The organism is Streptococcus suis (assembly GCF_002964045.1).
Lineage (GTDB): Bacteria > Bacillota > Bacilli > Lactobacillales > Streptococcaceae > Streptococcus > Streptococcus suis_U.
Genome location: NZ_POPB01000024.1, coordinates 1 through 268 on the forward strand (window position 1 = coordinate 1; position 268 = coordinate 268).

The window sequence follows — 268 nt, forward strand, 5'->3', positions numbered from 1 at the left end:
CTTTGTTAAAATACCTAAAATCCTGATTTTAGATGAGGCGACTTCCTCTATTGATACACGGACAGAAATTTTAGTACAGGAAGCATTTGCCAAATTGATGGAAGGACGGACCAGCTTTATTATTGCTCATCGCCTATCAACCATTCAATCAGCTGACTTGATTTTGGTCATGGTGGACGGAAAAATTGTTGAACAAGGGAATCATGAAGCATTGATGGCTGAACAAGGCGTTTATTATCAAATGCAAACAAGTCAGCAGACAGAGGAG

1 pseudogene is annotated in these 268 nt (G+C 39.6%); it reads left to right on the forward strand.

The window, feature by feature from the left end:
• Window positions 1–268: pseudogene (locus C1E99_RS00095) on the forward strand (ABC transporter ATP-binding protein); the annotation flags it as partial.